General features: G+C 32.5%; 25 protein-coding genes. 7 read left to right on the top strand and 18 right to left on the bottom strand.

The window, feature by feature from the left end:
- Positions 1–5 precede the first annotated feature (5 nt).
- The 11 genes from ABNK64_RS04970 to ABNK64_RS04920 form a co-directional block, all read right to left on the bottom strand.
- Positions 6–683 carry an ABC transporter ATP-binding protein gene (locus ABNK64_RS04970; protein ID WP_349763682.1) on the bottom strand — a complete coding sequence of 226 codons (678 nt, stop codon included), beginning with the start codon at positions 681–683 and terminating at the stop codon, positions 6–8.
- Positions 674–1,429, bottom strand: a complete 756-nt coding sequence (locus ABNK64_RS04965; RefSeq protein ID WP_349763681.1) for an ABC transporter permease — start codon at positions 1,427–1,429, stop codon at positions 674–676. The genes ABNK64_RS04970 and ABNK64_RS04965 overlap by 10 nt, the downstream gene beginning before the upstream one ends.
- Positions 1,407–2,348: an ABC transporter substrate-binding protein gene (locus ABNK64_RS04960; protein WP_349763680.1), complete on the bottom strand. Its 942-nt coding sequence runs from the start codon at positions 2,346–2,348 to the stop codon at positions 1,407–1,409. The genes ABNK64_RS04965 and ABNK64_RS04960 overlap by 23 nt, the downstream gene beginning before the upstream one ends.
- A 3-nt stretch (positions 2,349–2,351) precedes the next feature.
- Positions 2,352–3,035, bottom strand: a complete 684-nt coding sequence (locus ABNK64_RS04955) for a metal ABC transporter ATP-binding protein (protein WP_291255108.1) — start codon at positions 3,033–3,035, stop codon at positions 2,352–2,354.
- A 148-nt stretch (positions 3,036–3,183) separates the two neighbouring features.
- Complete coding sequence (locus ABNK64_RS04950; RefSeq protein ID WP_291255109.1) at positions 3,184–3,741, bottom strand: Fe-S-containing hydro-lyase; 558 nt, start codon at positions 3,739–3,741, stop codon at positions 3,184–3,186.
- A 25-nt stretch (positions 3,742–3,766) separates the two neighbouring features.
- Entirely contained in the window at positions 3,767–4,609 is an 843-nt protein-coding gene (locus ABNK64_RS04945) for a fumarate hydratase (RefSeq protein ID WP_349763679.1), read from the bottom strand.
- A gap of 188 nt (positions 4,610–4,797) precedes the next feature.
- Entirely contained in the window at positions 4,798–5,370 is a 573-nt protein-coding gene (locus ABNK64_RS04940; protein ID WP_291255111.1) for a TetR-like C-terminal domain-containing protein, read from the bottom strand.
- A 30-nt stretch (positions 5,371–5,400) separates the two neighbouring features.
- Positions 5,401–6,771 carry an OmpP1/FadL family transporter gene (locus ABNK64_RS04935; protein WP_349763678.1) on the bottom strand — a complete coding sequence of 457 codons (1,371 nt, stop codon included), beginning with the start codon at positions 6,769–6,771 and terminating at the stop codon, positions 5,401–5,403.
- 81 nt (positions 6,772–6,852) lie between these two features.
- Complete coding sequence (locus ABNK64_RS04930; protein ID WP_349763677.1) at positions 6,853–8,817, bottom strand: fructose-1,6-bisphosphatase; 1,965 nt, start codon at positions 8,815–8,817, stop codon at positions 6,853–6,855.
- 16 nt (positions 8,818–8,833) lie between these two features.
- Entirely contained in the window at positions 8,834–11,404 is a 2,571-nt protein-coding gene (ppdK, locus tag ABNK64_RS04925) for a pyruvate, phosphate dikinase (protein WP_349763675.1), read from the bottom strand.
- 9 nt (positions 11,405–11,413) lie between these two features.
- Positions 11,414–12,016, bottom strand: coding sequence for a helix-turn-helix transcriptional regulator (locus tag ABNK64_RS04920; RefSeq protein WP_291255115.1), 603 nt, complete (start codon positions 12,014–12,016; stop codon positions 11,414–11,416).
- 193 nt (positions 12,017–12,209) lie between these two features.
- Here ABNK64_RS04920 and ABNK64_RS04915 point away from each other — a divergent pair, with 193 nt between their 5' ends.
- Positions 12,210–12,770 (top strand): thymidine kinase, encoded by a 561-nt coding sequence (locus ABNK64_RS04915; RefSeq protein ID WP_291255116.1) that lies wholly within the window; start codon positions 12,210–12,212, stop codon positions 12,768–12,770.
- Between the two features lie 22 nt (positions 12,771–12,792).
- The gene (locus tag ABNK64_RS04910) at positions 12,793–13,413 is read left to right on the top strand and encodes a flavodoxin family protein (RefSeq protein ID WP_349763674.1); all 621 of its coding nucleotides are present in this window, start codon (positions 12,793–12,795) and stop codon (positions 13,411–13,413) included.
- Between the two features lie 43 nt (positions 13,414–13,456).
- On the opposite strand, the gene ABNK64_RS04905 is transcribed toward ABNK64_RS04910, so the two are convergent.
- The 4 genes from ABNK64_RS04905 to ABNK64_RS04890 form a co-directional block, all read right to left on the bottom strand.
- Positions 13,457–14,317: a YitT family protein gene (locus ABNK64_RS04905; protein WP_349763673.1), complete on the bottom strand. Its 861-nt coding sequence runs from the start codon at positions 14,315–14,317 to the stop codon at positions 13,457–13,459.
- 9 nt (positions 14,318–14,326) lie between these two features.
- Entirely contained in the window at positions 14,327–15,193 is an 867-nt protein-coding gene (locus ABNK64_RS04900; RefSeq protein WP_349763672.1) for a mechanosensitive ion channel family protein, read from the bottom strand.
- 9 nt (positions 15,194–15,202) lie between these two features.
- The gene (locus ABNK64_RS04895; protein ID WP_300343202.1) at positions 15,203–15,946 is read right to left on the bottom strand and encodes a WG repeat-containing protein; all 744 of its coding nucleotides are present in this window, start codon (positions 15,944–15,946) and stop codon (positions 15,203–15,205) included.
- Positions 15,947–16,059: 113 nt separating this feature from the next.
- Positions 16,060–18,408: an aminotransferase class I/II-fold pyridoxal phosphate-dependent enzyme gene (locus ABNK64_RS04890; RefSeq protein ID WP_291255121.1), complete on the bottom strand. Its 2,349-nt coding sequence runs from the start codon at positions 18,406–18,408 to the stop codon at positions 16,060–16,062.
- A 120-nt stretch (positions 18,409–18,528) separates the two neighbouring features.
- Between ABNK64_RS04890 and ABNK64_RS04885 the strand changes: the two genes are divergently transcribed.
- The 5 genes from ABNK64_RS04885 (at position 18,529) to ABNK64_RS04865 (ending at position 20,924) form a co-directional block, all read left to right on the top strand.
- Positions 18,529–19,116 carry a DJ-1/PfpI family protein gene (locus ABNK64_RS04885; protein WP_300343200.1) on the top strand — a complete coding sequence of 196 codons (588 nt, stop codon included), beginning with the start codon at positions 18,529–18,531 and terminating at the stop codon, positions 19,114–19,116.
- A gap of 74 nt (positions 19,117–19,190) precedes the next feature.
- A complete protein-coding gene (locus tag ABNK64_RS04880; protein WP_300343198.1) occupies positions 19,191–19,685 on the top strand; it encodes an FKBP-type peptidyl-prolyl cis-trans isomerase in 495 nt (164 codons plus the stop codon).
- 75 nt (positions 19,686–19,760) lie between these two features.
- Entirely contained in the window at positions 19,761–20,192 is a 432-nt protein-coding gene (gene rpiB / locus ABNK64_RS04875) for a ribose 5-phosphate isomerase B (protein WP_291255124.1), read from the top strand.
- A 13-nt stretch (positions 20,193–20,205) separates the two neighbouring features.
- The gene (locus tag ABNK64_RS04870; RefSeq protein ID WP_291255163.1) at positions 20,206–20,550 is read left to right on the top strand and encodes a histidine triad nucleotide-binding protein; all 345 of its coding nucleotides are present in this window, start codon (positions 20,206–20,208) and stop codon (positions 20,548–20,550) included.
- Between the two features lie 101 nt (positions 20,551–20,651).
- Positions 20,652–20,924 carry a hypothetical protein gene (locus ABNK64_RS04865; RefSeq protein ID WP_291255125.1) on the top strand — a complete coding sequence of 91 codons (273 nt, stop codon included), beginning with the start codon at positions 20,652–20,654 and terminating at the stop codon, positions 20,922–20,924.
- Positions 20,925–20,979: 55 nt separating this feature from the next.
- Here ABNK64_RS04865 and ABNK64_RS04860 read toward each other — a convergent pair whose 3' ends face one another.
- From ABNK64_RS04860 to ABNK64_RS04850, 3 genes are read right to left on the bottom strand one after another with little or no spacing between them, the layout of a single operon-like run.
- Positions 20,980–22,230, bottom strand: a complete 1,251-nt coding sequence (locus tag ABNK64_RS04860) for a pyridoxal phosphate-dependent aminotransferase (RefSeq protein WP_349763671.1) — start codon at positions 22,228–22,230, stop codon at positions 20,980–20,982.
- 9 nt (positions 22,231–22,239) lie between these two features.
- Positions 22,240–23,403, bottom strand: coding sequence for a hypothetical protein (locus ABNK64_RS04855; protein WP_349763669.1), 1,164 nt, complete (start codon positions 23,401–23,403; stop codon positions 22,240–22,242).
- A gap of 43 nt (positions 23,404–23,446) precedes the next feature.
- Positions 23,447–24,220: an SDR family NAD(P)-dependent oxidoreductase gene (locus tag ABNK64_RS04850; protein ID WP_349763668.1), complete on the bottom strand. Its 774-nt coding sequence runs from the start codon at positions 24,218–24,220 to the stop codon at positions 23,447–23,449.
- Between the last annotated feature and the right edge of the window lie 17 nt (positions 24,221–24,237).

Raw genomic sequence — 24,237 nt, 5'->3', positions numbered from 1 at the left:
ATTTTTTACAAGAATAATTTTTTAATTTCATCTTTTAATTCTAAATGCTTCTCTTCTTTTTTAAATATCTTTTTTATTGTAGTAGGTTTTTTTGAAAAAACTATAATAGTATCTCCTAACTCCACAGCTAAATCTATATCGTGTGTGATGAGAAACACTGTTTTTCTCTCCTTCGTTTGAAATAATTTTAGATAATCAACTATCTCTTTTTTAGTTTTAATATCTAAAAATTCAAAAGGCTCGTCCATAAAAAGATAATCACTTGGAAAGGCAAAAGCCCTTGCTATTCCAACTCTCCTCTTCATACCACCACTTAAATTCTTCGGGTATTCATCTCTATAATCCAAGAGATTTACCACTTTCAAATACCTCTCTATATACTCTTTCATAGTATCTTGAGGAATCTTATCCTTTAAGACATACTCTATATTTTCATATACAGTTTTCCAAGGAATTAAAGTGTCCTCTTGAAAAATATAGGATATCCCTTTCTCTATATCTCTTTCATAAACTACCTCTCCTGAATATTCGGTAATATCTTTGGATAAGATATTTAGAAGTGTTGTCTTTCCACAACCAGACTCCCCTAAGATCACAGTAACTTTTCCCTCTTCTCCAACAAAAGATATCCCTGACAAAACAGCCCTATCTCCAAAGCTTTTCTCTATATTTTTTACTTCCATCTATAACTCCTACTCACCATATAGTTCAATCTTTTTAAGCCATTTTCTAAAATATAGTTAATCACTATTACAATTGCAATCCAAGCAAATATATTTGAGCTTTCTAAGTATATCTTATTCAAAAATATCTCCCCACCTATTGAAAAGCTCTCCTGTGAAAGTACCTCTCCAGCTATTATCACTTTGAATGTCAAGCCAATATATGAGGGTAAATTTGGTGCTATAGAGTAGTAGACACTTGGGATATAGATATCAGTTATCACTCTCTTTTGAGGTACTCTATATATTTTTGACATTTTTAAAAGATTGACATCACTGTTATTTAATGCCCCTAAAATACTCTCATAGAGTATTGGAAAGAGTATCAAGGATCCAACTACTATTGGAACACTCTCTGTTGTACTCCAAATCAATACCAATATAATTATTGCTATTGTTGGTACAGCTCTTAAGAATACTATGAATGGTGATAACAGTTGTTTAACTACTTTATATTTATATGATATTGTTGCAACTATAGTAGCTCCCAAAAGAGATAACAATATCACTAAAAAAAGTCTGCTTAAAGTATTGTATAGAGTGTGTAAAAACTCTATACTTCCCATTATTTTTAAAAGTGATTCTCCCACTTGATCAACTCTAGGAAAAAGAAGAGAGTTGTCTATAAACAAGGCAACTCCCTCCCAAATAACAATAAAGAGTATAAAGGAAAGTATTCTATAACTACTTTGCAAATATCTCTTCATCTGGTACTTTTCCTCCGATTACTTTACTATTTACTTCATTCAAATTTTTAAAATACTTATTGTACTCCTCTTGACAATCAAATATTGGTGTATAATAGATATTTGCTCTTTTCAATATCTCATCTAAATTGCTTGTATCTACAGTTATGTTATTCTCTTTGATATTTTTTGTAGTTCTCTCTCTATCCTTATATAATAGTACACTGCTCTCTCTAATTTTTTCTACTAATTTTTCTACTAATTTTGGATTTGAACTATATAACTCCTCTTTTACCACCAAAGTTGCTTGAGGGTAACCTAGATCTGACTCCATTATATTTTTCCATTCATCATTTAAATTGGCTACAATATTTGTAGTCACACTCTTAGTTAGAATTTTACTTAGCATTGGCTCTGGAATAACTGCTGTATCTATTTTTTTACTTAGAAATAGCATAGCCAACTCATTTCCATTGGCTAGATAATTTATCTCTAAATCCTTATTGCTTAGTCCCTTAGCTTCTAAAATAGATTGAAATATTATATCTGGAGTTAATCCCTTTCCAAAAGTATATACTTTTTTTCCTTTTAATTCATCTAATGAGGAAATATTATCTCTACTTATTACATAGAAAGATCCCCAACCTACTGTTCCCAAAATCTTATAATTTAAATTCTTATTATATAGTTGAGCTGAAAAGTTTGAAGGAACTATTCCTATATCTCCCTCTCTCTTTAGCATATCTACTACAAGGGCATCTGAGGCTTTCTCTATCTTATAAGTCACTGTGTCCTCATCTATAGTTTTTACATCAGACATCATATTAGCTATAGACATAGCTGGTAATCCATCAGGAACTAAAAAGTTTATATTTTGTGCATAGGCACTTAAACTCAACAAACCTAACAAAAACATCTTTACTATCTTACTTTTTATCATCTATTATCTCCCCTTGAAAAACTCTTGTGAATCACCAAAATAGTAACTTCTATCTTTTTTATTTAGAAATAGTAATCTGTTTGCATACTGACATATCTCTTTTATATTGTGAGTTATAAATATAACTGTCAATTGATCCTCACTACATAGAGTCTTTATCGTCTGATAAAAGGCTAACTTATTCTTCATATCAAGTGTTGAGTTAGGACTATCTATTATTAATAGCTTCGGCTCTGTTATCAGGTGCTTTGCCAAATTTGCTCTCAACAGCTGACCTTTATTTAATTTGTTAATCTTTTGATCTCTGATATCATATAGATCCAATCTTTTTAAAAGGGAGTCTACCTTATCCCAATCTTCATCTTTAAAGAGTCTTACTCTTTTTTTAGATAGTAGTGCCACTGCCACTACCTCTCTTACTGTTCCTATAAAATTCTCTTTCTGTTGTGCTGAGTTTTGAGCAATATAACTGACCTCATCTTTTCCTATATTGTGGTACTGTATATCTCCACTCACTCCTGAATTAATCAAACCTAAAATACTCTTTATCAAAGTACTTTTTCCAGAACCAGGCACTCCTCCTATAGCTAGATAATCGCCTTTTTCCACAACAAAAGAAAGATTTTCTAAAACACTTCTGTTCTTGTACAATAAGCAAAAATTTTCCACTGTTAAAATATTTTCCATCTAGCTACCTCCAATAAAATATATATTCCATACTATATTATATCACGATCTAAAATTTAAGTAAATCAAATTAAATAATATTTAACAAGAATAAAAAAACTACACTCTCTATCTCATCTTGAAATTTTGAGTGTAGTCTATTATTTGATTATTTATCTAATCTATTCCATTTAGCTTGTCCCTCTTGGTATAGATCCCCACCATAGATATCATTTATAACTATTGCTGGAAACTCCTCTACTTCCAATCTTCTAAGAGCCTCTGCTCCTAAATCCTCATAAGTTATTAATTCAGCTTTTTTTATAGATTTTGATATAAGTGCAGCAGCTCCACCAACTGCAGCAAAATAAACTGCCTTTTCAGAAACAATAGCTTCCTTAACCTCTTTTGATCTAGCTCCTTTTCCTATCATTCCCTTTAATCCTACTTTAATTAGATCTGGAGCATATGCGTCCATTCTATAACTTGTAGTTGGTCCAGCACTTCCTATTGGCTTTCCTGGTTTTGCTGGTGTAGGTCCAACATAGTAGATCACTTGCCCTTTTATATCTATAGGTAACTCTTTTCCCTCTTCTAATAATTTAACAAGTCTTGCGTGTGCAGCATCTCTTGCTGTATATATAACTCCTGTTATCTTAACTGTATCCCCAGCTTTTAATTTAGCTATATCTTCCTCTTTTAAAGGTGTTGTAATATGATATTCCATTAGCTTTTCCTCCTCAAACCTCTATCTATAATTCTATCTCTTTATGTCTAGCTGCATGACAGTTTATATTGATTGCCACTGGTAAAGCAGCTATATGGCAAGGATAAGTATTTACTTTTACAGCAAGGGCAGTAGTTAAACCTCCCAATCCTAATGGTCCAACTCCTGTTTTATTTATTAACTCTAACAACTCCTCCTCTAATCCTCTTGCAATAGGATCTGGATTCATATCATTTATATCTCTTAAAATAGCTTCTTTGGCTAGAATAGCTGCTTTTTCAAAGTTTCCACCTATTCCTACTCCAACTATTATTGGTGGGCAAGGATTTCCACCAGCATTTTTCACTGTATCAACTACTAATTTTTTTACACCCTCTATTCCATCTGAAGGCTTTAACATCTTCAAAGCACTCATATTCTCAGATCCTCCACCTTTTGGAGCCACAACTATTTTAACTTTATCTGAGTTTGGAACAAGTTTTGTATGGATTATAGCTGGAGAGTTATCCTTAGTATTAACTCTATCTAATGGATGTCTTACAACAGATTTTCTAAGGTATCCCTTTTCATAACCTCTTCTAACTCCCTCATTTATAGCTTCATATATATCTCCCGATATTTTTACCTCTGTACCTATCTCTAGGAATACAACTACTATCCCTGTATCTTGGCACATAGGAACTTCCTCTCTCATAGCTATCTCATCATTCTCTATGATCTGCCCTAAGATATTTTTTCCTACTTCTGATTCCTCTTTCTCATAAGCATCTTTGATCTTATCTAGAACCTCTTTCCCAATAAAATAATTCCCTTCAATGCACATTCTTTCTACTTCATCAGTAACTCTTTTTAAATCTAATTCTTTCATTAGAAACCCGCCCTTCTTTTAAAGTTAAACTTTAATTTTTTTGTAACGCTCTAAGTTTATCATACCATAAATTCCATATTTTTTGAATAGTTCCTAGGATAGATTTTTAGTATCTACTTCTAGAATAGAATATATTTAATTAATAATAGAAAAAAGAGAGCACTCTTCAAAGCACCCTCTCTTCACATCTATTTCTTATAGTTTTCCAATCTTTGATATAGCATAGTTGCTGCTGATTCCATCAATCTAGTCTTTATAAACTCATCACTGATCTCAGCAAAATAATTAGTTGCTATCAGAGTTGCAAATCCATGGGCATACATCCAACAATCTAGATAAAGTTCTATTTTAAACTCTTCATCTAAATGATCAAATCTCCCATCTTTTAACATCTCTTCCTTTATCAGATCTCTAAACTCTCTTATTACTTCATTTCTCTTTCCCAAGCTCTCTTTTAAAAATATAGCTCTAAATAACTCTTTTTCCTCTCTTGCAAATATACATATACCCATTCCAATATTCAAGAAAATCAAGTTTGTTCTCTCTTTTTTTACATACTCAAGAAAAAGCTGTTTTGCATTCTCTAAAAGCTCATGTTTCAATATATCCATTGAATTGTAAAAGCTATATATTGGTGCTGGAGATGACTCCAGTGATTTTGCAAGATTTCTAGCACTAATACCCTCTATCCCCTCAGCTTTAAATATCTCAAAGGCTTTATTATATACCTGTTCCTTTGTAAATATTGGTTTTTTTGGCATTGTGTCCTCCTTTAATTATATCTAAAACTATTAGAATCTCTTAGTATAAGATACTCCCATAGCAGTTATACTCTTACTATATTCAGGATTTTTAACATCTTTAAATATTGGACTTGAATACTTTTGATTATAGTGTCCATCTTGAGAATCATAGATAAAATGTGTTACTGTGAATACCCACTCTGTTGTCTCATCTGGATTATATTTTAATCCTGTTCCTAACATTACAGAGTTTAATCCATATTCTATATCATCATAAGATGTTACCTTTGCTCCTGTATCAGCATAGTTTATACTTCCTAATACTGCCCATTTAGGTGATAATCTATATTCAGTTCCTAAAGCTAACTCCCAACCATTATCATATTCTGGGTGTATCTCTTTAACTCCTAATGCTGCTAAACCTGATTTTCCTTTTTTCACTCCACTATCCATCTTAGCATCTTTGTTGAAATAGTAGTTTCCTGATAGAGCCACTGTCCAATCATCAGTTACTTTATATGACATACCTGCTGCTAATATAGCTGGCAGATCTCTTCTTGATTTAGTTCCAATAGAGTACTCAGGATAGAAAGCTCCAAATCCTAATCCGTCTATTCCATCTATTCCTAATTTTATACCTTTTTCACTACCATGGGCCTTAAAGTTTAACTTAACTCTAGTATCATATCTCATAGCTAGGTTTAATCTATCTGAAGCCTTATAGTTTAAACCAAGTTGCCCTCCAAATCCCCAAGCAGTTCTTTTAGAATCCATATGAGCCGATCCCAACTCTTTTTTTAATAATTTTGAATCTACATAAATATCCCCTTTTAAAGTTCTACTTCCATAGATAGCTCTACCTGCTACTGATAGTGATAGTTTCTCATCAACTTTAAATACCTTACCAAGAGTATTCTGAATATATAGATTTGATCCCTCCACCTTTGATCTATCCGTATTTAATCCCATTTGAGTCAATATTGCTGTATTTTGATTTTGAGCAAAAATACCATTCAATATATCTGGAATTACAGCTGTACCAGCCACTCCATCTTTATACTTTAGGTCTCCACCTCCACCTAAAGCACCAAATGTCCAATATAGTGCTGAATCATCTTCAACTTTATATAGTGCAAAGTTTGGTATAGGTTGAACTAATTGAGCCTTATACTCTTTTCCTCCATATGTCATCTTCTCATGTCCTAAAGCTAACTGTCCTCCTAATTGAACATAAGTTCCATTCTCTAAGTGAACTAATCCTGCTGGGTTATAGTAAGCAGATGCTTTATTTATCATACCGTTTTGTGCTTGGTTTCCTAAATATTCTGGTGTATATGTTTGAATATGGTCAATAGAAGCTGCATAAGTTACTGAACTTAATACTGTTGCTAAAGCCAATAGTCCTAATCTTTTTTTCATGATTCCTCCTAGAAATTATTTATAACATATGTAATATATCATCTGTAAGTTAATAATTAGTTAATTAAAAATTAATTTTTTTTAATCTTTTTTAATTTCTTGAGGAATTACTCCTAATTCATAAGCTTTTAATAGTTTTCTCAGATCATTTATTTGTGTTTGAAGTTCTCTTCCTATATCTGTATCTTTTACTCTTATTCTATTTACACTACTATCCTCTACAATCCTAGTGGAAGATATTATATCTCTTCCCTCACATATAGCCTTTTCAAGAGATTCAAATGGTTCATGCTCCACTATCTTCAACCCATATGAGTTGGAAATCAGTGTATATCCTGCTATTCCAGTCTCTTTTTGATAAGCTTTTGAAAATCCACCATCTATTAAAAAAAGCTTTCCTTTTGCTTTTACTGGCTTCTCTCCCTTCAATGTCTTAACTGGAACATGTCCATTAATTATATGAGAAATATTAGGATTCAAGCCAAATTCACTCAAAATCTTCCTGCATACACTCTCCTCATTATATAGCTTATAGTATGGATTTTTATTTTCAATATGTGTTATCTTGTCATCAATAAAATATCTTTCGAAGGTTTTCATAGCATCTTTACCAAAAAGTGGGGAATCTTTTCCACACCAAAGATACCATAAAAAATCATTATATCTCTCTTGTTTATCTTTTCTACCTCTATACAAGTAAGCTTTTCTAACTATCTCTTCTATCTTATCTAGGTACTCCTTCCCTTTTAGCTCCTCACCAAATACACATACCCTTTTCAACTCACCAGACTCTGTCAAAGGTATGCAACCATGATACAATAGATTGGAGTTATATTTTAAATACACACTTCCATTAGTAAAGAAGAAATCTATATGTCTTTGTAATTTTTCACTATTAATAAAGTATTTCTCCAATTTTTCCATAACCTCTCTCTCCTCGTTAGTGAGGATATATGGGTTATTTTTATCTATTGTTGGGAAATTCCTATCATTTAGAAGATAGTTCCTTCCTTCCAGCTCCACTGTTCCCAAATCATAATCTATCTTATCCAGTAGTTGTCTTTTTTCTAATTCAAATTGAGGATTTCTTTTTGACATCTCTCCTTCAATTTTAAACTGAATAATTGTAATAGCTTTATGTATCTGTGCCATAAGTTGTGATTTTTTTTCACCTTTTGGTATGAAACTTTTACAACTGTCACTACCATAAGTATCAATAGCAAATGTAGCCAAGGGGAGAAGATTGATTCCATAAGCTTCTTCCAATATGTCAGTATTGGAGTATCTAGCACAAATTCTAATCACATTGGCTATACAAGCAAGATTTCCCAAACTTGCTCCTATCCATAACATATCATGATTTCCCCACTGTATATCTGTATTGTGATGTCTTATCAAAGTCTCCATTATCAAGTGAGGACTACTTCCTCTATCATAAATATCTCCAATAATATGTAATTTATCTATCATCAATCTCTGAATTAGATCAGCTATAGCTTTTATAAACTCCTTACCTCTACCTAGTGATATTATTGTATCTATGATATTTTCAACATACTCTTTTCTGTTTGGAAGCTCCTTTCTCTCATAGATAAGCTCCTGCAATATATACTCAAAATCCTTTGACATAGCCTTTCTTACCTTTGAGCTTGTATATTTTGAAGCAGTTACACTACAGACTTCTAACATTCTATATATACTATCTTTTAACCATTTATCTGGATTTTTTTTATTTTTTAAAATATACTCAACCTTTTCCTGCGGATAGTATATTGTACTAGCCAACTCCTTTTTCTCAAAATTATTTAGAGTATCTTGAAAAATATCGTTAATTTTCTCCTTTATAGTCCCTGATCCATTTTTTAATACGTGGTTAAAAGCTGGATACTCCCCATGAATATCTGTTAAAAAATGCTCTGTTCCCTTGGGTAAGTTAAGTATCGCTTGTAAATTTATTATCTCAATTGTAGTTTCTGAAATATTTCTAAATTTAGAAGAAAGGAGCTTAAGGTATTTAAGCTCCTGAATATCATCATATTTTTTCATAAATTATCCTCTCAATCTAATTCTTATGTAAAATATGGCTCTGTGCTGCTGCAACTATAGCTACTAGCACTCTAAATGGAGAACAACTTACATAGTCTAAACCTACTCTATCGAAAAACTCTATACTCTTAGGATCTCCACCATGCTCTCCACATACTCCCATTTCAATATCTTTATTTCCTTTTCTTCCCAATTCAACTGCTAATTTAACTAACTTTCCTACACCTCTCTCATCTATTGTTGCAAATGGTTCAACTTTTAATATTCCATTCTCATAGTACTCAGGCATAAATTTTACTGAGTCATCTCTTGATAATCCCATTGTTGTTTGAGTTAAATCATTTGTTCCAAAAGAGAAAAAGTCTACATCTGTTGCTATCTCATCAGCTAATAAACAAGCTCTTGGTGTTTCCATCATAGTTCCGAGCTTATAATCCACTCTCATTCTCTCACCTTCAAAAACTCTCTCTATCTCTTTTATTAGATTTTTCTTAATAAACTGTAGTTCCTTAGCTCCAATTATCAATGGAATCATTATCTCAGGTTTTACATCTATTCCCTCTCTCTTACATTGAATACTTGCTTCAATTATTGCTCTAGCCTGAATATTATATAGCTCTGGACGAGTTACTGCCAATCTACAACCTCTATGCCCTAACATTGGGTTCTCATCTTTTAAATTTCTTATTCTTCTTTCTATCTCCTCATAAGAAACATTTAATATCTCACACATCTTCTCTTTATCTTTCTGCTCTTTTGGTAGAAATTCATGTAGAGGTGGATCTAGTAATCTAACAATTACCACATCATTTCCCACTACCTTAAAGATATTGTAAAAATCCTCTTTTTGCATATCATGAAGCTTTTCAAGAGCTAATCTTACCTCTTCGGGGTTGTGGCTCAATATCATTCCTCTAATTGTCCATATCTTATCCTTTTGGAAGAACATATGCTCTGTTCTACAAAGACCTATTCCCTCTGCTCCAAATCCCTTTCCTAAACTAGCATCTCCAACTGTATCAGCATTCATTCTAATTCCTAATCTTTTAATCTCTTTACACCAAGCTACAAACTCTTTCAAGTTCTCATCAAACTGTGGCTTTGTAAGAGGTACTTTTCCAAGATATATCTCTCCAGTATATCCACTTATTGAGATAAACTCTCCCTCTTTTACTGTATAGCCATTAATATGCATCTCTCTTCTTATATCATCTATCTTTATAGCTCCACAACCTGTCACACAACATTTTCCCATTCCTCTTGCTACCACCGCACCGTGAGATGTAGCTCCACCTTTTACTGTTACAATTCCTTGAGCCAAACTGATACCCTTTATATCCTCTGGAGAAGTTTCCTCTCTAACCAATATAGTCATCTCTTTTGTGTGCACTCTTTCAGAGGCAAATACTACTCTTCCAATAGCTACTCCTGCTGATCCTGCCAATCCTTTTCCTAAAAGTGTAGCTTTCTTTATGGCACTCTCTTCAAAATTTCCATGTAGTAGCTGTGGTAATACTGCTGGATCTACCTTCATTATAGCCTCTTCTTTACTAAGTAGTCCCTCTCTTACCATCTCTACAGCTATTTTTACAGCTGCATATGGACTTCTTTTACCATTTCTAGTCTGTAATAGGAATAGTTTTCCATCTTCAATGGTAAACTCTATGTCTTGCATATCCTTATTATGTTCCTCTAAAATCTTAGCAATCTTACTAAATTCACTATATACTTCTGGTAATTGCTCCTTTAATCTCTCTATTGGTTCAGGTGTTCTAATCCCTGCTACTATATCCTCACCTTGTGCCTTCAATAGATACTCTCCAAATATCTCTTTATCTCCATTTGAAGGATTTCTTGTAAAGGCAACACCTGTTCCTGATTTCTCATTTAGATTTCCAAAAACCATCTCTTGAACCACAACAGCAGTTCCCATCTCATCATCTATTCTATTTATTCTTCTATAAACTTTTGCTCTCTCATTTTCCCAAGAGTTAAATATTGCATCTACAGCCATAAATAACTGTTCTTTAGCACATTCTGGAAACTCTTTTCCTGTCTCCTCTCCATATAGCTCCTTTGCTCTCGCTATTAACTCTTTTCTATCTACTTCTTTTCCTAGCTCCTCTTTTAATTTGAAGAATTTCTCCTTCTCCACACCCATTACAATCTCTGCAAACATCTGAATAAATCTGAAATAAAGGTCATAAACAAACTCTTCATTATGAAAAATTCCCATCATCTTTTCAACAGTTTTATCATTCATTCCAAGGTTCAAAATTGTATCCATCATTCCAGGCATAGAAACAGGTGCTCCTGATCTCACAGACACAAGAAGTGGTCTATCTCCTTCAAACTCTTTCCCTGTTATTTTTTCTAGTTTATCTATTTGCTCTAATACCTCATTTTTTAACTTTTCACTTATAGTTTGTCCATCTTTGTAATACTCTCTACAAGCATCAGTAGAGATGATAATCCCCTCTGGAATAGGAAGTCCTATCTTTTTCATCTCTGCTAGGTTTCCTCCCTTTCCACCCAATATATTTATCATCTCTTTATTCCCCTCTTCAAATAAATAAACTCTTTTCATTTCTTCCTCCTATTTACTATAATATTCTAAGAAAAGTTTAGCTATATTAGTTTTAGTCAATCTTCCAACAAGCTCATATATTTTTTTCCCCTTCACCTCTTTTATCTTTACTACTGGAATACAATCTATTTGATGCTCTATTATCTTTTTCACACCTTCAATTATAGGTTCATTCTCTTCACAATAGATTATATTCGGCATTCTTGTCATAACAATATTTATCGGTACTCTCTCTATATCATTTTTTCCTATTGCTATCTTCAATAGATCTTTTCTTGATACTATTCCTACAAGGCTATTCCTCTCTGTTATAAACATAGTTCCTACATCTTTAGTAAATATTTTTATTATCGTCTCATATACAGAAAGCTCTGAATCTACTGATACCACATCTCCCATTATATCCTTAATATATCTTTTCTCTTCCCTCGCTACATAGGTATATCCCAATTTAGGTTTAGATTTTAAAAAACCTGCCTTAGTTAACACTGAAAAATCTGTTCTCAATGCTGATCTTGTTAAAGATAGTTTTTTTGCTATCTCATCTCCTATAATTGGTTCATTCTCTCTAACTATCTTTAATATCTGTCTCTGTCTTTCAGTAAGACTCATTATTCCTCCTATTAGTGTACACTTATTTAATGTTAAGTAAAATTTAATCTCTATATATATGGTTATATCACTATTTAAACAATAAGTCAACACTATTATAAGTGTACACTTTTTATTTTTGAAGTTTAGTCTCTATTTTTCTAGAGTTTTGTGCTATAATTTAAATTGAAAATTTTTTATAAAGGAGAGTTCAATGGGAAAATTCGTATTTTATTATTCAGTTGTTGGTGCTAGAAAAAGTGCTGAGCTTATTTTGACTGGACATAGAAATATTATGGCTGGTAAAAAGGTGGCTGTCTTTCAACCTTCAACAAATACTAGAGATGGTGGAAAGATAAAGAGTAGAGCCTTAAAAGAGGGTATGGACGCCATTATAATGACTAAAGATTTCAACCTTTATGATTGGTGGCTTGAAAATAAACCTAATCTTATTTTAATAGATGAAGTACAGTTTATTACAAAATCTCAGATAGATGATCTAGTTAAAATCATTAGAAACTCTAAAACACTTGTTTTTAGCTATGGGCTTATGTCTAATTTTATGGGTGAGCTTTTTGAAACAGTAGCTTACATGTTACCATTCGTTACTAAAATTGTTGAAATTCCTACTGTTTGTGAAGTGTGTGGAGATGCTAAGGCTACAATGAATATTTTAGTTGATGAAAGTCAAAATAAAGATGGAGGAGAGATCATTATTGGAAACCACTTTAAAGGTGTTTGTTTAAAGTGTTTCTTAGATCATAAAGAGAAATAAAAATAGAAAAGGAAGGATTTTTATGAAAGTTTTATTGATCAATGGTAGTCCTAACGAAAAAGGATGTACCTATACAGGTTTAAAAGAGATGGCTCAAGTATTTTCAAAGTCAGGTATTGAAAGTGAAATACTCTACCTTGGAAAAAAACCTATAGCTGGTTGTATAGCTTGTGGTAAGTGTAGAAGTGTTGGAAAATGTGTCTTTGATGATGAGGTTAATAGAATTGGCGAGAGAATAGAGGAATTTGATGGAATAGTTGTAGGCTCTCCTGTTTACTATGCTGGTCCCTCTGGACAGATCACTGCCTTCTTAGATAGATTGTTTTACTCGTACAGAAGTAAGATGACTGGAAAGCTTGGAACAGCAATTGTATCTTGTAGACGTGGAGGTGCAAGTTCAGCTTTTGATAGATTAAACAAGTATTTCAGTATCTCTAATATGCCTATTGTTACCTCTCAATATTGGAATCAGATACATGGAAATACTCCTGAAGAGGTTATGAAAGATGAGGAAGGATTACAGACACTGAGAACCTTAGCTCAAAATTTTATCTGGTTGCTTCAATGTATTGAAGCTGGTAAAAAGCTGGGAGTTAAACCTGTAGATTACGAAACTCCTATTAAAACTAACTTTATTAGATAATATAAAAGAGAGCGACACACTCTACTCGCTCTCTTTTTTTAGTTTAATGTTTTTTATTTGACCGCAGAGATTTAAATCCCTCTCCCCATACTTCAGAAACATCTGATACAGTTATGAAAGCATAAGAATCAATCTCCTTAACAATCATCTTTATTCTATTTAGCTCAAATTTACTAGCTACACAATAGATAATTTTTATATTATTTTGAGTATAACCACCTATACCATTTATAACAGTAGTTCCTCTCTCTGTTTCCTTCATAATTTTACTTCTTATCTCATCAGATTTTTCAGATATTATTGTAATTCCCTTTGATTTAGTATACCCATCTTGAAAATAATCAATAGCCTTTGATACAATTAACATAGCTATTAAAGTGTACATAACTATCTCTTTTCCAAAAAATATAGCTGCTATCCCTAAAATTACCACATCAAGAAAGAGCATTGTCTTTCCCAATGGAATATCAAAATATCTATTTAGTATACGAGCAACTACATCTGTTCCACCAGTAGATCCATTTACCATAAATATCAATCCTAATCCAATACCCACAAATAGACCTCCATAAATTGATCCTAGCATAATATCATTAGTCGGTCCTTTGATATTCTCTGTAAGTGACAATAAAACTGATAAACAAGTAGTTCCATAGAGAGTTTTAAACAGAAAATCCTTTCCAACCATCTTCCAAGCCATTATAAGTAGTGGTATATTTATTACAAAATACATAATCCCTACAGGTATCTTAAATAAATAGTATAAAATAAGACAGATCCCTGCTACTCCACCCTCTGCTAAATGGTTAGATATGAAAAAATAATTTATTGAAACAGCATAGAATATACATCCAACTGTTATAATCGAATACTCTTTTAAATATTTTAATATTTTATTTTGCACTTTTTCCTCCTAATTTTTCTCCTCTTTCTCCGGCTCCTCCTTTATATTTACATCTAATTTATCATATGGTATCTCAATATTAGCCTCATTGAATACTTTTATTATATGTGCTATCAAAAGACTTCTCGTCCTATAGTAATTGTCCCTTTTTGACCAAGCTATAAATAGTATGTTCACTGAAGATGCCCCATACTCCATAAAATTGATAAAGGTCTTTCTATCATGTTCCAATCCAGGAAATGTTTTACTAATATTCTCCAATAACTCAATAGCTTTTAAATGGTCACACTCATATGAAACTGATATATCTAACTTTATCTTTCTATACTCATTTGTATCATAATTAACTACCAAGCTATTCACCATTAAGTTATTTGGAATAATAACTCTCTTACTATCTAAAGTATCTATATGTGTAGAGAATACCTCAATCTTACACACCTTTCCAAAGGCACCACTCACCTCAATATACTCTCCAACATTGAATGGTTTTGTGAACAGTATTATCACTCCACCAGCCAAGTTAGATAGAAAATCTTTTAGAGATATTCCTATTCCCAATCCTATAGCACTGATCATTGTAAATATAGAGTGCTCATTAAATCCAAAAATTAACAATCCCAATAAAAATAAAACGACATATAGACTGAGTTTTACAAATGATTTTGTAAAATCTCTTGCTCCTGTATTTAATTTAGTTTGGGGGACTGCATCTAACTTATTTAATAAAAATTCTATTATTTTTTTTCCTATATATATCACAATTAGAAACAGTATAAGTCTTAAAATAAACATAACTGAATCATTTAAAATAATCTTTAAAATGTGTTTTCCGTTCTCGCCTTCGACAGAAGTAATTATCTCTAGTAAATCCATTATTTTCTCCTAACGTGTCTTCTCTTTTATTCTTAATTTCTTCTCAAAAGCTTCCCCAATATGAAATCCTATATTTTCAATCTTTCCTTTCACATTTTTATATAAAGATTTAAATATCTTTCTATTTCCCTGTTTATCAATATAATATGATTCATCACCTAATTTCACCAGTGCCATTCCATCTTTGAAATCACTTACACTGTCAAAATTAAAACCTATTCTCACATTTCCATTTTCATCTATAAATCCCCATTTTCCATTGGACTTAACTCCAGCCAAACCTTCATTGAAGTTCTGTGCCTCATCATACTCCATAGGGATTACTAGCTCTCCATTGTAATCTATATATCCATACTTATAACTACCGTTATCCTTTGAATATACTATAAAAAACTCTCTTGTACTCTTTCCTACACTCTTCATATACATACTTGAGTGTTTATCTTTGTACTTGTACTTACCTATTTCAGCTATCCATTTTCCATCTAGTGTCATCAAACCCTCTTTGTAGTCTATATCCACTAAATATATGTAATTTTCTTGAAGCGAGATTAAGATATTATTAGTTTTTGTCAAAAAGTTATTATCTAGATCTATAATTCCATACAGACCTGTATCCTCACCATTTAAGACTCTAACAACTCTTATACTATCCAATTTTTGAGTAACTGGAACTGTTTCATAGATATATCTCTCCTCTGCCAACAGCAGTGCAGAGAACACAAGCATCAACAGTATAATCATTTTTTTCATATATCTCACCCCACCTTTAGAAGTACTATATCTTTACTATATTATACTTCTATTTAGGCGAAAAAAAAAGGGGATAAGTAAAATATTTTTTTACTTTCCCCTTTAAAATACTATTAATCTGGATTAACTACATACTCAGTTAATTCATTTACGAAATCTAGTGTTTTATTATTTTTATCATTTACTGGGTTAAATTCTACAATATCAACAGATGTTACAAAGTAGTTTTTAAATAGGAATTTGAAAGTTTGGAATACTTCATCAGTAGTAAATCCATTTCTTACTGGAGTACTTACTCCTGGTGCAAACTCTGGATTTACAGAATCCACGTCAAAACTGATATGGATATTGTCTACTTTTAAGTAGTCCTGTATCTCTTCTAACACTCTATCCAATCCTTTTTGTAATACTTCATCATGGTATATTACTTTTACTCCAAGTTGATCAATAACCTCTCTCTCTTTGAAGTCTAAGTCTCTAGCACCTAGTATTACTACATTTTTACTATCTATCTTAGCACCCTCATAGAAACAGTTTACTAAATCTCTATCTCCAGCACCTTGTAATAGAGCTAGTGGCATTCCGTGGATATTTCCAGATATTGTAGACTCATCTGTATTCATATCTCCGTGAGCATCTATCCACACTACTCCAATCTCTTTTTCCAATGATACTCCTGATATACTTCCTAGAGCTATTGAGTGGTCTCCTCCAATTATAATTGGTCTATATCCATCTCTTACAGCTTCATTTACAGAAGAAGCTAATTTCTCACAAGTGTCTAATATTGTATTTTTATATTTTAAATTCCATTCGTTGAAATTCTCTTTTTGTTTTTCAATCTCGATAACTTCCATCTCATCAAATGTATCTGGATAGTTTTCACAAAGAACGTCTAGTCCAAACTCAATTCCAGCTTTATTAGCTCCTAAGTTCATTGGAACTCCAAACATTTTGCTCTTCATTTTTTCAGTGTATAGATATACAGCATCTTCCTCTTCAATTACATTGATATATACTAGTTCTGGATCCTCCATTCCTTGTACATGTAACTGAGCATCTTTTAGGTCGTTGATATAATCTATAATCTCAGCAGAGATTCTCTCTCCTGGAGTTATTACAGGGATTCCTGGTGGATAAGCCATTATCATCTCACCACAGATTTTTCCCTCACTTTCAGCAAATAAAACTTTATTCTTATCACTGTAGAAAGCTTCCCTTGGAATCAATACTTGCTCTGGAATAGGTGGCATTTTTAAGAATTCTCTCTTTAATTTATTTCCTTTTCCATAGTATTTTTCACTGATACTCTTTAGAGCATTGATCAACTTATCTATACTCTCATCTGTATCTCCAATTGTAACAAGTCCTAATACATTATAGAAATCTGAAAGTTCCATCTGTATGTTATACTCGTCAGTTAAGATACTCTCTAATTCAGAACCTGTAAGTCCTAACTCTTTTGCAGTTATTGTTATCTTTGTAGGATCAAAAGCAAATACTCCCTCTCTTCCTACTATCTCCTCTCCAAAACAAGACATTCCAGGAATTCTATTAACCTCTGCTCTAAAACGTCTAGCTAATTTTAAAGCCTTGTCTAAAAGCTCCTTACCTTCAGTCGCTATCTGTCTTCTAGCACAATCTAGTGAAGCCATTAATGGATATGAAGGTGATGTAGTATGAAGTAAACTTAAGATCTGTTTAACTCTATTTACATCTACTCTATCTGAGTTTACATGAAGAAGTGACATTTGAGTCATTGCTCCTATTATCTTATGTGTACTCTGTGTACAGATATCTGCTCCACAATCTACAGCTGATACTGGTAACTCATCATGGAAGTGTAGGTGTGGTCCGTGAGCCTCATCTACTATTAATGGAATATCATAACTGTGAACTATCTCAGCTATCTTTTTAATATCGGTAGCCACTCCATAATAAGTAGGGTTGATAATAAGAACAGCCTTAATATCTGGGTGTTGCTTTAACATATTCTCAACAGTTTGAGGTCTAACGCCGTGGGCTATTCCTAACTCCTCATCTACTTCTGGATTCATATAAATTGGTTCAGAACCACTTAATATTATTCCAGCAGATACTGATTTATGTACGTTTCTTGGAACTAATATCTTCTCTCCTGCTTTAATAACAGACATAATCATTGCTTGGATAGCTCCAGATGTTCCATTTACAGCAAAGAAACTTTTCTTTACTCCGTAAGCATCAGCTGCTAATTCTTGAGCTTCCTTTATACAACTTTTTGGTTGGTGTAATCCATCTACCATCTTAAAAATAGTTACATCTATGGAGAAAGGTCCATTCCCCATAAAATCATAAAATTCTTTGTCTACTCCTTTTCCTCTCTTATGTCCAGGTACATGGAATGGAAGCATATCTCTTCCAGCATATACATCTTTCAATACAGAAAATAATGGAGTTTTATTTTGGTCTAGCTTTGACATCTTACCTCCTTTGGTTATTGTTTTTTTTTATTCTTATATTGTATAATTCTATTGTACTGATGTATTGTAAAGCTTTTTAACAAATTAGTCAATGATTTTTATTTTTTTAGGAGAAAATTTATGCAGAAAATTTTACTACTTATTTCACAAGGGACTGAAATACTTGAGATATCTCCCTTTGTTGATATTTTTGGCTGGAACAACATTGTAGGAAAAAAGAACACTCTTTTAAAAACAGCTGGCTTCCACAATGTAATCTCAAATACTTGGAATTTAAAGATTATTCCTGAAATAAATTTAGAATTTGAAACTCTCTCTCTAAATGAGTATGATGCACTTGTGATCCCTGGTGGTTTTGGATTCAAGGGATATTTTGAAGATATGAAAAAAAGCTCCTTTAAGAATATTATACAACATTTTTTTGAAAATAATAAGTTGATTGTAGGAATATGTACTGGAGTTATTCCTTTGGGAGAGGCTGGAATCCTCAGAGATAAAAAGGCTACTACTTATCTATATGACAATGATAGATACTTTAACCAATTAAAAAACTATGGTGCTATCCCTGTTAGAGAGCCTTTAGTACGAGATCATAATATCATCACCTGTTCGGCACCTAAAAACGCTATTGAAACTGCTTTTTTACTCCTTGAGCTTCTAACTGATAAAAAAAATGTAGAAAAAGTTAAATATAATATGGGTTTTTGATAAATAGATAGACATACTCTAAAATTTATGTTATTCTTTTAGTAGAACTATTATATTATTAAGAGGTGAAAGGTATGAAAATTTCAAAAGATAAGGTTGTAACTCTTGAGTTTAAAGTTTATGACAACGCTAATAACGAGCTTTTAGAAGATACAAATGATGTAGGACCTTTTTTCTATATTCATGGTGAGGGACAATTCGTTCCAAAAGTAGAAGAGATTCTTGAAGGAAAAGAGAAAGGATTCTCTACAACTATAATGATATCTCCAGAAGAAGGATACGGAGAGTATGATGAGGAGCTTATCGAAGAGATGAGCAAAGAGGATTTCGTAGAGTTTGATGATATTTATGAAGGAATGGAATTCATAGCTGATATGGATGACGGAACTGAACAACAATATGTTATTACATCTATCGAAGATGATGTAGTTGTAGCTGACGGAAACCACCCATTTGCTGGAAAAGATCTTAGATTTGAAGTTCAAGTAGCTGATGTAAGAGAAGCTACTGCTGAAGAATTAGAGCATGGACATGTTCATTTCCACGGATTTGAAGATGATTGTGAGTAATTAATTATGGGACTGGCTTTTGTCAGTCCTTTTATTAAGTTTGAATAAAAATATTTAGAATTTTAAGGAGGAAAAATGAAAATAGCTTTAGGTGCTGATCACGGTGGATTTGAATTAAAGGAGAAGATTAAAACTCATCTTTTAGAAAAGGGGTATGAAGTATTAGATTTAGGAACTAACTCAACTGCTTCTGTTGATTATCCTAAGTTTGGACATGCTGTTGGACATGCTGTTGTAAATAAAGATGCTGACTATGGTATCGTTGTATGTGGAACAGGAATAGGAATCTCTATCTCTGCTAACAAAGTACCAGGTGTAAGAGCAGCTCTTTGCACAAACACAACTATGGCTAGATTGACAAGAGAGCACAATGATGCTAATGTTTTAGCTATGGGTGGAAGAATAGTAGGAGATGTTCTTGCTCTTGAAATGGTAGATATCTTCTTAAATACTCAATTTGACGGTGGAAGACATCTTAACAGAATAAACGCTATTGAAGAAATTTAATGGAGATGATTGTATGGCAACTATTTTTACAAAAATAATAAATAGAGAGATCCCAGCTTCTATTGTCTTTGAAAATGATAAAGTTATCGCTTTTAAAGATATTAACCCTGCTGCTCCTGTACATATTTTAGTAGTGCCTAAAAAAGAGATCCCTACTATCAATCACATTACTGAAGAGGATAGAGAGATAATTGGAGAGATGTATCTTGCCATTGCTAAAATAACTAAAGATCTTGGAATTGCAGAAGATGGTTATAGAGTGATTACAAATTGTAATGAATTTGGTGGACAAGAGGTATTCCACCTACATTTTCACATCTTAGGTGGAAAGAGATTAGGAGCATTACTTGCTGATTAATTAATAATTTACTTGTAAAATTTCTAAAAGGGTGTATAATAGAGGTATAGTATAATAATTTACTTTAAAGGAAAAGATTTTTTATTATAAGGAGGATTATTATGGGAATCGAAAAAAATCTAAAATACATCAAAGAGGAGTATGAAGCAGAAGTAGCTAGATTAGAAAGACTTAATAACTTCATCAATAGTGAAGAATTTAAAACTGGTACTGATGAGGATCAGAAGAAATTATTATTAGAAAAGCAGGAAGTTCTAGCTAAGTATGTATCTATCATAGCTGAGCAGATCAAATATGATATGAAAAAAGTACAAGGTACTGAGCACTCAGTTGATAACTATGAGGATATCGAAGGTAAATACTTTAGCAAATAAGAGTTATAAGTAAATAATTTAAGCTGTAGAGATAATCTACAGCTTTTTTATTACCCTATTTCTGTTTTGCACACTCTAAAAGCTCTTTTATTTTAAAAGCCAATCCCTCTATCTTTCTCTTAGGAACACTACAAAGAGCTATTCTTATCCCCTCATCCAATACCACTGTATAGATGTGATTTTTCTCTAATAACTCCTCCATTTTAGCTGTATACTCTCCTGTTGGAATAGTTAAAAAGAATCCACTTACATATGGTAAGATATCTAATCCGCACTCTCTAGCCTCTCTTGTAAAGATCTCTGCTCTTTGAGCTATAAGCTCCCTATAATGCTCTCTTTCAACTCTCAATTTTTCAGTTTTTTCTTTGTCAGAGATAAGCTTACTAAACATTGCCATTCCACCTCTTGATATATTTGACCAAGTGGCACGGCAAGTGTAGGAGTTAGCTGAAACAAACTCTTTAATTACTGTTTCTGATGTAGTTAAAGCAATTTGAGCCCCAACTCTCAAACCATAACAAGTTAATGATTTTGAAAGACTAAATGTAAAAATTGTCAAAACTCTCTCTGGTAGATTTTTGAATATCTCTAAAAACTCTCTTTTCTCCTCAAACTCTCTGTCATCAAAATCAATATAAGCAATATCCACAATAACAATCACATTGGCTCTTTTAGAGCAATCTACCAATATCTCTCTCACTCTTTGCCACTCTTCAATTGTCAAACGGTAACCAGTTGGATTTTGGCAGGGATCATTGATTATCAAAACCACATTCTCCTGTATTTTTGATAATCTTTCCACTCTCTCTTTAAGATCAGCTATATCAAACTCATTTTTATTATCGAACATCTCATAAAACTCACAGCTTCCTTTTCTATCTTTAGCCATAAGAATGTACGGACTCCACAACCATTTAGGCAATAAAATAGTATCCCCATATCCTAGATAATTTCTAATACTTGTACTGATAGCTCCACTTCCACCAGGTGTAGCAATCACTTCACAGTGATGCTCTGATAAAAAACTCTCATAATCTCTACCAAAAAGTGAGATTTTTACACTCTCCTTATACTCTGGAGTTCCAGTAAAATTTGAAGCATATCCTGTTATATCCTCAGGGGGTAACTCCCTATATACCTCCATTGCTGTATTCAAGACAACGAGTTTTCCCTCCTCATCATATAGAGATCCTATTGTTGCATCTATAACACTATCTCCATACTCCAACATAGCCTCTTTAGCTTTCTTTGCAACTGAAAAAACCTTATCTACAATCTCTCTATCACCTAGATCTTTAGCTATCATAATCTTCACCTACCAATCAATTATTCTATTTGAATCTAACTCTTTTAACACTCCATCTAGCTCATCATTTCCAAGTTGTAATACCTTCTCCTCCATAGCTTCCCTACTCAACACATATTTTTCATACTCACTAACTGGGAAATTAATTGGTCTAAACCCAAGTATTGGATTTAACGGATAGTACTCAACCCAATTTACTCTATCTTTAAATGCTATTTTTTTCTTATTCTCTTTTATCACTGTTCCATTCTTCTCTTTAAGTGCATATGAAAGGTCATAACTCATAGATGTCTCTTTAATATACTCAACATATCTATAAAATACCTCTACCTCTACTACTTTCTCCACAGGAACCCACTTTTCAATCTGCACTGTTTTTCCATCTACTACCTTTGTTTCAACTACTTTTTCCATCACTTTTTTTATAACTTTCTCAATATAACTATCTACTCCACTATAACTCATAGTTTTGGGTGGTAGATAATTTACATTAGAGATATTTACATCATATCTCAAATTATAATTTTTACTATTACCTAAAGAAAATAGTGGATAACTCTCCAAATTCTTTTGTACTCTCTCCTTTGAACTGTCCACAAAGTATCTTCTCTCCCCTGTAAAATTCAGATAGAATCTTCCTAAGGCACTCTCTCTACTAGAGTTATACTTACTCTTAATATCTTTTCTTCCATTCAAGTCATATTTTTTAGCCTGTGAAAAATATCCATATGTTCTCAATTTCTCCTCATATGTCACAGGTTTCATTCTCATACCTAAATCATAAAAATTTTGAGCTAACTCCTTTTTTATAGAGTTTCTCTCCTGTATTGGAGGTTTCACAACTGCCACAGATTTTTTACTAATTTCAGGTAAATTATAGTATGCCTCTTGCACTCTCAAAAGATTTAATAGAGCCTTGGTATATCTCACTATATCAATTCCTCTTGAGAGATCCAGCTCATCATAATACTTCTTTTCAGCACTTGGATAGATCAATTCAAAAGCATCTAAAGCACGTCTATCCTCGCTGTCCTCTCTCAAAACACTTAATAAACTATTTAGAGATGCCACATAATTTCCTCTATCTGCCTCTTTTATTGCATCTTTTACCTGAAAGTAAGAACAACTACACAATGTCACTATCAAGATCAACATGAGATAAATTTTTTTCATAATCCCCTCCACTTTTTAATAAAATTATTATATCACTTTTTTACTAAAACGAAAATATTTTTTCTATTTTTTTCATCTGTACCCTCTTCACTAATTTTAGTTTTAATTTCAATGGGATAAACTTATCTATAAAATATAAAATCCTATTTATTCTTCCAGGAATAACTATCAACTTCTCTCTTTTTAACCCACTCCACAACTCTTTTGCTACCTCTTCAGCTGTAGTTACATAGAGTTTTTCAAAGCTGGTCAACTTCTTATCCATTCCTTTAAAATTTGTTTTAGTAGGTCCTGGAGCTAAGAGAGTCACTTTTACCCCCTTTTCTCTTCCCTCCTCATAGATAGATAAAGTTAGTGAATTCACATAAGCTTTGGTTGCATAATAGGCACTCATAAGAGCACCACCTTGCTGAAATCCAGCAGTTGAAGATATATTTATAATATGTCCCTCTCCTTTTTTTACCATCTTATCATAAAAATACTTTGTAAACTTAGTCAGAGCCAACACATTTGTATCAAGCATACTCTTTAAATCTGAATATGAAATATCTTCAAAATATCCTATCTCTCCAACTCCTGACCCATTGATAAGTATATTGATATCCAAATTATCCACACTCTCAAAAAATCTATCTATCTCATCACTACTCTCTAGATCTACTGAATATCCCACTACCCTTTTGGGAAATCTTTTCTCCAACTCTTCTAACTTCTCTCTATTCCTTCCTACTGCTATAATCTCATAACCCTCTGAGGCAAATACCTGAATTAAAGCCTCTCCAATTCCACCTGTTGCCCCTGTTATCAATACTCTCATTCAAACTCCCTTTCACT

Source organism: Fusobacterium sp. SYSU M8D902 (assembly GCF_040199715.1).
Classification (GTDB): Bacteria; Fusobacteriota; Fusobacteriia; order Fusobacteriales; family Fusobacteriaceae; genus Fusobacterium_A.
The sequence above is the reverse complement of the archived record's forward strand: the minus strand, read 5'-3'. Positions and strand labels throughout refer to the sequence as shown.

Excerpts from the sequence above, each read along its gene's own strand:
- ABNK64_RS04970 (WP_349763682.1), bottom strand. The coding sequence starts at position 683 with ATGGAAGTAAAAAATATAGAGAAAAGCTTTGGAGATAGGGCTGTTTTG.
- ABNK64_RS04965 (WP_349763681.1), bottom strand. The coding sequence starts at position 1,429 with ATGAAGAGATATTTGCAAAGTAGTTATAGAATACTTTCCTTTATACTC.
- ABNK64_RS04960 (WP_349763680.1), bottom strand. The coding sequence starts at position 2,348 with ATGATAAAAAGTAAGATAGTAAAGATGTTTTTGTTAGGTTTGTTGAGT.
- ABNK64_RS04955 (WP_291255108.1), bottom strand. The coding sequence starts at position 3,035 with ATGGAAAATATTTTAACAGTGGAAAATTTTTGCTTATTGTACAAGAAC.
- ABNK64_RS04950 (WP_291255109.1), bottom strand. The coding sequence starts at position 3,741 with ATGGAATATCATATTACAACACCTTTAAAAGAGGAAGATATAGCTAAA.
- ABNK64_RS04945 (WP_349763679.1), bottom strand. The coding sequence starts at position 4,609 with ATGAAAGAATTAGATTTAAAAAGAGTTACTGATGAAGTAGAAAGAATG.
- ABNK64_RS04940 (WP_291255111.1), bottom strand. The coding sequence starts at position 5,370 with ATGCCAAAAAAACCAATATTTACAAAGGAACAGGTATATAATAAAGCC.
- ABNK64_RS04935 (WP_349763678.1), bottom strand. The coding sequence starts at position 6,771 with ATGAAAAAAAGATTAGGACTATTGGCTTTAGCAACAGTATTAAGTTCA.
- ABNK64_RS04930 (WP_349763677.1), bottom strand. The coding sequence starts at position 8,817 with ATGAAAAAATATGATGATATTCAGGAGCTTAAATACCTTAAGCTCCTT.
- ppdK (WP_349763675.1), bottom strand. The coding sequence starts at position 11,404 with ATGAAAAGAGTTTATTTATTTGAAGAGGGGAATAAAGAGATGATAAAT.
- ABNK64_RS04920 (WP_291255115.1), bottom strand. The coding sequence starts at position 12,016 with ATGAGTCTTACTGAAAGACAGAGACAGATATTAAAGATAGTTAGAGAG.
- ABNK64_RS04915 (WP_291255116.1), top strand. The coding sequence starts at position 12,210 with ATGGGAAAATTCGTATTTTATTATTCAGTTGTTGGTGCTAGAAAAAGT.
- ABNK64_RS04910 (WP_349763674.1), top strand. The coding sequence starts at position 12,793 with ATGAAAGTTTTATTGATCAATGGTAGTCCTAACGAAAAAGGATGTACC.
- ABNK64_RS04900 (WP_349763672.1), bottom strand. The coding sequence starts at position 15,193 with ATGGATTTACTAGAGATAATTACTTCTGTCGAAGGCGAGAACGGAAAA.
- ABNK64_RS04895 (WP_300343202.1), bottom strand. The coding sequence starts at position 15,946 with ATGAAAAAAATGATTATACTGTTGATGCTTGTGTTCTCTGCACTGCTG.
- ABNK64_RS04890 (WP_291255121.1), bottom strand. The coding sequence starts at position 18,408 with ATGTCAAAGCTAGACCAAAATAAAACTCCATTATTTTCTGTATTGAAA.
- ABNK64_RS04885 (WP_300343200.1), top strand. The coding sequence starts at position 18,529 with ATGCAGAAAATTTTACTACTTATTTCACAAGGGACTGAAATACTTGAG.
- ABNK64_RS04880 (WP_300343198.1), top strand. The coding sequence starts at position 19,191 with ATGAAAATTTCAAAAGATAAGGTTGTAACTCTTGAGTTTAAAGTTTAT.
- rpiB (WP_291255124.1), top strand. The coding sequence starts at position 19,761 with ATGAAAATAGCTTTAGGTGCTGATCACGGTGGATTTGAATTAAAGGAG.
- ABNK64_RS04870 (WP_291255163.1), top strand. The coding sequence starts at position 20,206 with ATGGCAACTATTTTTACAAAAATAATAAATAGAGAGATCCCAGCTTCT.
- ABNK64_RS04865 (WP_291255125.1), top strand. The coding sequence starts at position 20,652 with ATGGGAATCGAAAAAAATCTAAAATACATCAAAGAGGAGTATGAAGCA.
- ABNK64_RS04860 (WP_349763671.1), bottom strand. The coding sequence starts at position 22,230 with ATGATAGCTAAAGATCTAGGTGATAGAGAGATTGTAGATAAGGTTTTT.
- ABNK64_RS04855 (WP_349763669.1), bottom strand. The coding sequence starts at position 23,403 with ATGAAAAAAATTTATCTCATGTTGATCTTGATAGTGACATTGTGTAGT.
- ABNK64_RS04850 (WP_349763668.1), bottom strand. The coding sequence starts at position 24,220 with ATGAGAGTATTGATAACAGGGGCAACAGGTGGAATTGGAGAGGCTTTA.